Consider the following 9,391-nt stretch of genomic DNA (forward strand, 5'->3'; position numbering starts at 1 on the left):
CAAGGCTAGAACCTCGGGGGCGCTGCTCACATTCCAGGGGCTGTCCGCTACGGCTGGCCGCCCTCGCTCGGCGACGGCTGGTGCTGCGGGCCCTCGCCCGGGAGCGTGCCGCCCCCGATGCCGCCCGGCAGGCCGCCGTTGGGCGGCGGGGTGTCGGCCTTGTCGAGCATCCGCGGGCCCGAGCCGTTCGTCTCCCGGGGGGAGGCGACCGGCGGCCGGGTGGAGGGGGTACGCCGTGAGGAGCCGGTCCACGCCGGCCGCAGCGGGCGCTTGACCAGCGGGCGGAAGATCTCGGCGATCTCCTCCTTGCCCAGGGTCTCCTTCTCCAGCAGCTCCAGCACGAGGTTGTCGAGCACGTCGCGGTTCTCGACGAGCATCTCCCACGCCTCGTTGTGCGCGGTCTCGATCAGCTTCTTGACCTCCTCGTCGACCAGCGCGGCGACCTCCTCGGAGTAGTCGCGCTGGTGCGAGAGCTCCCGGCCCAGGAAGGGCTCGGACTGGTCGGAGCCGAACTTGATCGCGCCGAGCCGCTCGGTCATGCCGTACTGCGTGACCATCTTGCGGGCGAGGCCGGTGGCCTTCTCGATGTCGTTGGCGGCGCCGGTCGTCGGGTCGTGGAAGACCAGCTCCTCGGCCGCGCGCCCGCCCATCATGTACGCGAGCTGGTCGAGCATCTCGTTGCGCGTGGTGGAGTACTTGTCCTCGTCGGGCAGCACCATCGTGTAGCCGAGGGCGCGGCCGCGGGAGAGGATCGTCACCTTGTGCACCGGGTCGCCGCTGGGAGAGGCCGCCGCGACCAGGGCGTGCCCGCCCTCGTGGTACGCGGTGATCTTCTTCTCCTTCTCCGACATGATCCGGGAGCGCTTCTGCGGGCCGGCGACCACGCGGTCGATGGCCTCGTCCAGCATCTCGTTGTCGATGAGCTTCCTGTTGCTGCGCGCGGTGAGCAGCGCGGCCTCGTTCAGCACGTTGCTGAGGTCGGCGCCGGTGAAGCCGGGGGTGCGCCGGGCGACCGCGGACAGGTCGACGTCCGGGGCGACCGGCTTGCCCTTCTGGTGGACCTTGAGGATCTCCAGCCGGCCCTGCATGTCGGGGCTCTCCACGCCGATCTGCCGGTCGAAGCGGCCGGGGCGCAGCAGGGCGGGGTCGAGGATGTCGGGCCGGTTGGTGGCCGCGATGAGGATGACGCCGCCCTTGACGTCGAAGCCGTCCATCTCGACCAGGAGCTGGTTCAGCGTCTGCTCGCGCTCGTCGTGGCCGCCGCCCATGCCGGCGCCGCGGTGCCGGCCGACCGCGTCGATCTCGTCGACGAAGACGATGGCCGGCGCGTTCGCCTTGGCCTGCTCGAAGAGGTCGCGGACGCGGGAGGCGCCGACGCCGACGAACATCTCGACGAAATCGGAGCCGGAGATGGAGTAGAACGGCACGCCGGCCTCGCCGGCGACGGCGCGGGCCAGCAGCGTCTTGCCGGTGCCGGGCGGGCCGTAGAGCAGCACGCCCTTGGGGATCTTGGCGCCGACCGCCTGGAACTTCGCGGGCTCCTGGAGGAACTCCTTGATCTCGTGGAGCTCCTCCACGGCCTCGTCGGCCCCGGCCACGTCGGCGAAGGTCGTCTTCGGGGTGTCCTTCGTGATGAGCTTGGCCTTGGACTTCCCGAAGTTCATGACCCGGGAGCCGCCGCCCTGCATCTGGTTCATCAGGAAGAGGAAGACGAGGACGATCAGGACGAACGGCAGCAGGGAGAGCAGGATGCTGACGAACGGGTTGTCCTTGGTCGGCTTGACCGAGTACCCGTCGGGGATCTCGCCCGCGTCGAACTTCTCCTGCAGCTTGGTGGCGAGACCGGCACCCTGGGTGTCGATGTAGTTCGCCTGGACCTTGTCGCTGCCGTCGATCTTGTTGTCGCCCTTGAGCTGGACCTTGATGGTCTCGCTGTTGCCGGTGGTCAGCTCCGCGGAGCTGACCTTCTTGTCGTCGATCGCGGCGACGACTTTGGCGGTGTCAACGGACTTGTAGCCCTCGGAGGAGCCGACCAGTTGCATCAACAGGACCACGGCGAGGACGGCCAGCACGATCCACATGACCGGCCCACGGAAGTAGCGCTTCACGTCCATCCACACGGGGCGGTGTACGCCCCGTCCCTCCTGCCCAGTGAGGCACGGCTGGCTCCTGACCGAGCCCGTGGCCGTGCGTATGCCTGTATGGGTCCAAACTGAAACGACTGACGTTCGGACGGTACCCCAGAATTGTCACCCGTCCCCGCCGGGGACGGCTAACAAACCGGCTTTCCCATGCTCCAACGGCGGGAAACCCCCCGGTGTTCCCCGGGCGGGACCCGCCGGCCCGCGTCCGGCCACCCGGGGGGTGGCGGCGGGCTGCCCCTCAGTCCGCGCAGCGGAAGCCGCAGACTGCGTCAGCCACCGTACACGTGCGGTGCGAGGGTGCCGACGAAGGGCAGGTTGCGGTACTTCTCCGCATAGTCGAGGCCGTAGCCGACGACGAACTCGTTGGGGATGTCGAAACCCACCCAGTCCACGTCGATGGGCACCTTCGCGGCCTCCGGCTTGCGCAGCAGCGTGAAGACCCGCAGCGACGCCGGCTGCCGCGAGCCGAGGTTGGACAGCAGCCAGGAGAGCGTGAGGCCGGAGTCGATGATGTCCTCGACGATCAGCACGTGCCGGTCCTGGATGTCGGTGTCGAGGTCCTTGAGGATCCGTACGACACCGGAGGACTGGGTGCCCGCGCCATAGGAGGACACGGCCATCCAGTCCATGGTCACCGGCGTGGAGAGCGTGCGGGCGAGGTCCGCCATGACCATCACGGCGCCCTTGAGCACCCCGACGATCAGGAGGTCCTTGCCGGCGTACTCCGCGTCGATCTTCGCGGCCGTCTCGGCGAGCTTGGCGTCGATCTCTTCCTTGGTGATGAGCACTTTCTCGAGCTCCGCGCCCATGTCCTTCACATTCACCCGGGGTCACTCTCGTTCGTCGACGACCACTGCCGAACGAACAGTCTGCCATCCGTTCTCCGGCCGGTCAGGAGCGCGTAGGACACGTTTTCCGCACGTCCGGCCCCTGGCCGGTGCCGGTACGGCCCCGCCGGCGGGCCGGTGCGCCGGCGGGATCCGTGGTCCTGCGGGCCCTCAGCCCTCCCGCCGGACGACGAGTCGGCCCTGTTCGCGACGGGCGGACACCCGGCCGGGGAGGTTGAGGGCGCTCTGCCCGCGCCAGCCGGTGATGAGCTTGTCCATCTCCTCGATGTGCCGGCTGAAGAGGGACCCCGCCGGGGCGCCGGCCGCGAGCGCTGCGCGGCGCAGGATGCGGCGGCGGACGGCGGGCGGCAGCGCGTACAGCCCGCGGACGTCGAGGGCGCCGTCGGCGTCGCGTACGCCGCGCTCGGCGTCGGCGGCCCAGGCGTCCAGGGCGTCGGCGTCGTCGCGGGAGAGCCGGGCGGTACGGGCCAGGGAGGCGACGACGCCGCGGCCGAGGGCCTTCTCCAGCACCGGCAGCGCTTCGTGGCGGACGCGGGAGCGGGTGTAGGCGGGGTCGACGTTGTGCGGGTCGTCCCAGACGGGCAGGGACTGGACCATGCACGCCTTGCGGGCGACCTGGCGGTCGATCTGCAGGAACGGGCGGCGGTAGCGGCCGCCGGGCCCCGAGGTGGCGGCCATGCCGGACAGCGAGCGCACGCCGGAGCCGCGGGCGAGCGCCAGCAGCACGGTCTCGGCCTGGTCGTCGCGGGTGTGGCCGAGGAGCACGGCGGCTGCGCCGAGGCGCTGCGCGGCGTCGTCCAGCGCCGCGTAGCGGGCGTCGCGGGCGGCCGCCTCCGGGCCGCCGCCGCGGCCGACGTCCACGCGCACGGACTCGACGGGGTCCAGGCCGAGTGCGCGCAGCCGGCCGGCGACTTCCTGCGCGCGCAGGTCGGAGCCGTCCTGGAGGCCGTGGTCGATGGTGATGCCGCCGGCGCGGGCGCCCTGGCGGGGGGCCTCGAAGGAGAGGGCGGAGGCGAGCGCCATGGAGTCGGCGCCGCCGGAGCAGGCGACGAGGACGAGGGGTGCGTCGGCCGGGACGGCGGGGGCAGGGGGGTTGCCCGCGAAGCGGGCGCGCGAGGCCGGTGCGGGGACCGCGGCCGTGGAGGCCGTGGGGGCGGCGGGGGACGCCGTGGTGGGGGCCGGGGAGGCCGCGGAGGTGGGGGGAACGTGCGCCGTCGCGTACTCGGTCAGGACCTCGTGCAGGACGTGGCGTACGGCCAGACGTATCGCGGCGACCGCTGGATGGGGACCCATGGCTTTCACTTCACTTTCGCTGGCGGCGGAAGAGCTCGCTCGGGCTCACCTCCGCGACCGTCACTGTAAGTGTGTCGATGGTGACAGAGGAGAGCGGCCAACCGAGCATTGCACGCGGGCAACGCCGGGTTCGCTCCCTCGGACGGGTGAAAGTCGCGCGAATATCGCCGCCATGGGAACCGCCGGAGGCTGTCGTCAGCTCTCGGCCCGGCTGTGCACCCGCGCGATCCAGTCCGCCGGCTTGGCGATCTCCGACTTGGTCGGCAGGGTGTTGGGCGAGGTCCACACCCGGTTGAAGCCGTCCATGCCGACCTCGTCGACGACGTGCCGGACGAAGCGCTCGCCGTCGCGGTACTGGCGGAGCTTGGCGTCCAGGCCCAGCAGCTTGCGCAGCGCCTGGTCCAGCCGGCCCGCGCCGGCCTGGCGGCGCTTGGTGAACTTCTCCCGGATCTCCGCGACCGACGGCACGACCTGCGGTCCCACGCCGTCCATCACGTAGTCCGCGTGCCCCTCCAGCAGGGACATCACCGCGGTCAGCCGGCCCAGGATCTCCCGCTGCGCCGGGGTCTGGACGACCTCGACGATGCTGCGCTCCTCGGCGCCCTCCTCCTTGCCGCCGCTGAGGCTCTGCAGCGCCTCGCGTACGCGGTCCAGGAGGGTGGCCGGGTCGATCTCCGTCTCGCCCAGGAACGACTGGATCTCGCCTTGCAGGTGGTCGCGCAGCCACGGCACGGCGGTGAACTGCGTGCGGTGGGTCTCCTCGTGGATGCAGACCCACAGCCGGAAGTCGTGCGGGGCGACCTCCAGCTCGCGCTCGACGTGGACGATGTTCGGCGCGACGAGCAGCAGCCGGCCCTGGCCGGCGCCGCCGCTGGTGGAGCCGGCGTGGGCGGTGGGACCGCCGGGCAGGTCGCGGGAGGCCGGGGCGAAGGTCTCGTACTGCCCGAGGACGCGGGAGGACAGGAACGACAGCAGCATCCCCAGCTCGACGCCGGTGACCTTGCCGCCGACGGCGCCCAGGACGGCCCCGCCGGGCAGGCCGGAGCGGCGCTTGTCCATCTTCTCCAGCAGCGGCGCGAGGACGGCGCGGAAGCCCGCGACGTTCGCCTTCACCCAGCCCGGCCGGTCGACCACGAGGATCGGGGTGTCGTGCCGGGGGTCGGCGCCGTCGGGATACATCCGGGAGAACTCGCGTACGTGCTCCTCGGCCGACCGGGCGTGCGCCCGCAGCTCGCCGACGATGGCACGCGCCTCGTCCCGGCTCACGTCGGGCCCCGGCCGCACGAACCGCGTCGCGGTCGCAACCGCGAGATTCCAGTCGACCATCTCCGCACCACCGATGCTCGTCATCTCTTCACCGTACGTGCCCACGCGGCCGAGCGGGAGCGCGCGGCCCCCGGATCCGGTCACGGGGGCACCCGTAGGGGACCCGCCGGGCCCGCCGGGACGCCCGGCGGGAAGCGCGGCGGCGGCCGGTTCGGCGGGGCGGTCGCCCGAACGAGGGACGAGGTTCACTTCTCGTTCACTTCAGACGGCGAATCGATTCACCTGTTTTGCCTAACTTCGGCAACGAAAGGTGAATCAGCGCAGGCGGGACGGATGCGAACGCGCATACCTGAGGAAGAGGTCTCGCCCCAGTACCGCAAGAACCGCAAAGGACCCCCACCGTGAAGCTTCCCCGCACCACCCGGCTGCGCGCCGCTGCCGCCGGCTCGCTCGCCCTCGCCGGCGCCCTCGTCCTCGGCGCCTGCGGGTCGGACGACAACACCGGCGGCGCCGCCTCGACCGGCGGCGGCGCCCAGGCCGCCGCCGGCGACGTGCAGTGCGCCGGCTCCGGCGAGCTGCTGGCATCGGGCTCCTCCGCGCAGAAGAACGCCGTGGACCAGTGGGTCGCCGACTTCCAGAGCGCCTGCCCGGACATCACCGTCAACTACAAGGCCACCGGCTCGGGCGCCGGCATCCAGGAGTTCCTGCAGGGCAAGACCGGCTTCGCCGGCTCCGACTCGGCGCTCAAGCCCGAGGAGGTGCAGGCGTCGAAGAAGGTCTGCAAGGACGGCGAGGCCATCAACATCCCGATGCTCGGCGGCCCCATCGCCATCGGCTACAACGTCGACGGCGTCGACGACCTCGTCCTCGACGCGGACGTCGTCGGCCAGATCTTCGGCGGCTCGATCACCACCTGGAACGACCCGGCCATCGCCGACCTCAACCCCGACGCGGACCTGCCGGACACCAAGATCCAGCCGGTGCACCGCTCGGACGAGTCGGGCACCACCGACAACTTCACCCAGTACCTCGCCGCCGCCGCCCAGGACACCTGGCCGCACGAGCCCGGCAAGAAGTGGCCCGTGCAGGGCGGCCAGGCCGCGGACGGCTCCTCCGGGGTGTCCTCGCAGGTGACGCAGACCGACGGCGCCATCTCGTACTTCGAGCTGTCCTACGCCACCGCGAGCGACATCGACACCGTGAAGCTGGACACCGGCGCCTCCGAGCCCGTCGAGGCCACCAGCGAGAACGCCTCCAAGGCCATCGCCGCCGCCAAGGTCACGGGCACCGGCAAGGACCTGGCGATGAAGCTCGACTACACCACCGACTCCGCCGGCGCCTACCCGCTGACCCTCCTCACCTACGAGATCGCCTGCGACACGGGCAACAACAGGGACAATCTGGACAAGGTGAAGTCCTTCCTCGGCTACACCGCCAGCGAGGCCGGCCAGTCCAAGCTGAGCCAGCTCGGCTACGCCCCGCTGCCGGCCGAGATCGCCGGGAAGGTCCGTACGACCGTGGAGTCACTCTCCTGACCTCCGACCCGCGCCCCCGCAGCCCCCGCGCCGACCGGCGCGGGGGCCCGGAGGGCACGGGCCCCGCATCCGGTGCACCGCCGCCGGGACGACAGGCGCACACCCCCGCGCCGCCGCCCCACCCAGACCGGAGACCGCACGTGAGTACCGACACAGACATACGCACCCCCGCCCCTCCCCCGCCCGAGGCCCCGCGCGAGCCGGGCCGCCGCAGGTCGGCCACCCGCCTCGGCGACCGTGTCTTCGCCGGCCTGTCGAAGGGCTCCGGGATCACCCTGCTGGTGATCATGGGCGCGATCGCGGCGTTCCTCGCGTACCGCGCCGCGCTCGCCCTGTCCAAGAACGAGGGCAACTTCCTCACCACCTTCGAGTGGAACGCCAACGCCCAGCCGCCGGTCTTCGGCATCGCCGTGCTCGCCTTCGGCACGGTCGTCTCATCGGTCATCGCCATGGTCATCGCGGTGCCGATCGCGGTGGGCATCGCGCTGTTCATCACCCACTACGCGCCGCGCAGGCTGGCCGCCCCGCTCGCGTACGTGATCGACCTGCTGGCCGCCGTCCCGTCCATCGTCTACGGCCTGTGGGGCGCCCTGTTCCTCGTGCCGCACCTGGTCGGCCCGTACGAGTGGCTGGACGACCTCCTCGGCTGGACCGTCGTCTTCTCGTACGACGGCGGTGCCCCGCGCTCCCTGATGACCGCCGGCATCCTGCTGGCGATCATGATCCTGCCGATCATCACGAACGTCAGCCGCGAGGTCTTCCGGCAGTCGCCGCAGACGCACCAGGAGGCGGCGCTGGCGCTGGGCGCCACGCGCTGGGAGGTCATCCGCACGACGGTGCTGCCCTTCGGCCGCTCCGGCGTCATCTCCGCCTCGATGCTCGGCCTCGGACGGGCGCTCGGCGAGACCATGGCGGTGGCCACCGTGCTCTCGCCGTCGGCGATCCTGTCGGCGAAGGTCCTGGAGCCCGGGGGCGGCACGTTCGCGCAGAACATCGCCTCGGCGTTCAAGGAGGCCGGCGAGTTCGGACGGGACGCGCTGATCGCCTCCGGCCTGGTGCTCTTCGTCATCACGCTGCTGGTCAACGGCGCCGCCCGGCTGATCATCGCGCGCCGCAAGGAGTACTCGGGGGCCAACGCATGAGCGCGCCCCCGGTCGCCGACCGCGGCGACGCCTTCGCGATCCACCAGCCGCGTCTGCCCCGCTGGGCGCCCGCCGGCGTCGCCGTCGCCGCGGCGGCCGCGGCGGTGGCCGTCGGACTGGGCGCGGGGCTGGCCAGCCGCGTGCAGTGGGGGCTGATAGCGGCGGTGCTCTTCGTGGCCGGGCTGTACGCCGTCTCGGCCCGCGCGGAGGGCGCCCGCAAGGCGAAGGACCGGCTGGCGACGTCGCTCGTGTGGGGCGCCTTCCTGCTGGCCGTCATCCCGCTGGCGTCGCTGGTCTGGGAGACCGTACGGCAGGGCGTCAAGGTCCTCGACGGCTACTTCCTGACGCACTCCATGAACGGCGTCGTCGCCATCGCCCCCGGCGGCGGCATCTACCACGCCCTCCTCGGCACCATCGAGCAGGTCGCGCTGGCCACCGTGATCGCCACCCCGATCGGCCTGCTGACGGGCGTGTACCTGGTGGAGTACGGGCGCGGGCGGCTGGCGAAGGCGGTGACGTTCTTCGTCGACGTCATGACCGGCATCCCGTCCATCGTCGCCGGCCTGTTCGTCCTCAGCGTCTGGATCATGGGCCTGGGCTTCGGCTACTCCGGCCTCGCCGGCTCCTTCGCCCTGGCGATCCTGATGATGCCGATCGTCGTGCGCTCCACCGAGGAGATGCTGAAGCTCGTCCCGAACGAGCTGCGCGAGGCGTCGTACGCCCTGGGCGTACCCAAGTGGAAGACGATCCTCCAGGTCGTCCTGCCCACCTCCATCGGCGGCATCACCACCGGCGTCATGCTCGCCGTGGCCCGTATCACCGGCGAGACGGCTCCTCTGCTGCTGCTCGTCTTCGGCAACCCCGCCATCAACGACAACCCCTTCGAGGGCGCCCAGGCGTCGCTGCCGCTCTACATCTACGAGCAGTGGGCCAACGGCAACAACGCCTCCTACGACCGCGCCTGGGCCGCCGCCCTGGTGCTCATCGTCTTCGTCATGCTCCTCAACCTGCTCGCCCGCCTCATCGCCCGCTTCAAGGCCCCGAAGACCGGCCGCTGACGGCCACGTACGAGAGAGATACCAGTCCCATGGCCAAACGCATCGACATCGGCGACCTGACCGCCTACTACGGCGACTTCAAGGCGATCGACGGCATCTCGATGT

The 9,391-nt window shown here is 71.4% G+C and carries 7 protein-coding genes; 3 read left to right on the top strand and 4 right to left on the bottom strand.

Annotated features, from left to right (window positions below):
• Positions 1-47: 47 nt before the first annotated feature.
• The 4 genes from ftsH to LG396_RS35160 form a co-directional block, all read right to left on the bottom strand.
• On the bottom strand, positions 48-2,114 hold the full coding sequence (gene ftsH / locus LG396_RS35145) for an ATP-dependent zinc metalloprotease FtsH (RefSeq protein WP_037743643.1): 2,067 nt from the start codon (positions 2,112-2,114) through the stop codon (positions 48-50).
• 299 nt (positions 2,115-2,413) lie between these two features.
• Positions 2,414-2,953, bottom strand: coding sequence for a hypoxanthine phosphoribosyltransferase (gene hpt, locus LG396_RS35150; RefSeq protein WP_018844561.1), 540 nt, complete (start codon positions 2,951-2,953; stop codon positions 2,414-2,416).
• Positions 2,954-3,142: 189 nt separating this feature from the next.
• Positions 3,143-4,285: a tRNA lysidine(34) synthetase TilS gene (tilS, locus tag LG396_RS35155; protein ID WP_018839312.1), complete on the bottom strand. Its 1,143-nt coding sequence runs from the start codon at positions 4,283-4,285 to the stop codon at positions 3,143-3,145.
• A gap of 195 nt (positions 4,286-4,480) precedes the next feature.
• Positions 4,481-5,635, bottom strand: coding sequence for an Rv3626c family coenzyme F420 biosynthesis-associated protein (locus LG396_RS35160; protein WP_037744124.1), 1,155 nt, complete (start codon positions 5,633-5,635; stop codon positions 4,481-4,483).
• 317 nt (positions 5,636-5,952) lie between these two features.
• On the opposite strand from LG396_RS35160, the gene pstS reads away from it, so the two are divergent.
• The 3 genes from pstS (at position 5,953) to pstA (ending at position 9,286) form a co-directional block, all read left to right on the top strand.
• Positions 5,953-7,086: a phosphate ABC transporter substrate-binding protein PstS gene (pstS, locus tag LG396_RS35165; protein WP_225797823.1), complete on the top strand. Its 1,134-nt coding sequence runs from the start codon at positions 5,953-5,955 to the stop codon at positions 7,084-7,086.
• A gap of 140 nt (positions 7,087-7,226) precedes the next feature.
• Positions 7,227-8,228, top strand: coding sequence for a phosphate ABC transporter permease subunit PstC (gene pstC / locus LG396_RS35170; protein ID WP_100300526.1), 1,002 nt, complete (start codon positions 7,227-7,229; stop codon positions 8,226-8,228).
• Entirely contained in the window at positions 8,225-9,286 is a 1,062-nt protein-coding gene (pstA, locus tag LG396_RS35175) for a phosphate ABC transporter permease PstA (protein ID WP_130458022.1), read from the top strand. The genes pstC and pstA overlap by 4 nt, the downstream gene beginning before the upstream one ends.
• The last annotated feature ends 105 nt before the right edge of the window (positions 9,287-9,391 follow it).

Source organism: Streptomyces aculeolatus, from assembly GCF_020400605.1.
Taxonomy (GTDB): Bacteria; Actinomycetota; Actinomycetes; order Streptomycetales; family Streptomycetaceae; genus Streptomyces; species Streptomyces aculeolatus.

Coding starts and splice junctions, on each gene's coding strand:
- ftsH (WP_037743643.1), bottom strand. CDS start 2,114: ATGGACGTGAAGCGCTACTTCCGTGGGCCGGTCATGTGGATCGTGCTG.
- hpt (WP_018844561.1), bottom strand. CDS start 2,953: ATGGGCGCGGAGCTCGAGAAAGTGCTCATCACCAAGGAAGAGATCGAC.
- tilS (WP_018839312.1), bottom strand. CDS start 4,285: ATGGGTCCCCATCCAGCGGTCGCCGCGATACGTCTGGCCGTACGCCAC.
- LG396_RS35160 (WP_037744124.1), bottom strand. CDS start 5,635: ATGACGAGCATCGGTGGTGCGGAGATGGTCGACTGGAATCTCGCGGTT.
- pstA (WP_130458022.1), top strand. CDS start 8,225: ATGAGCGCGCCCCCGGTCGCCGACCGCGGCGACGCCTTCGCGATCCAC.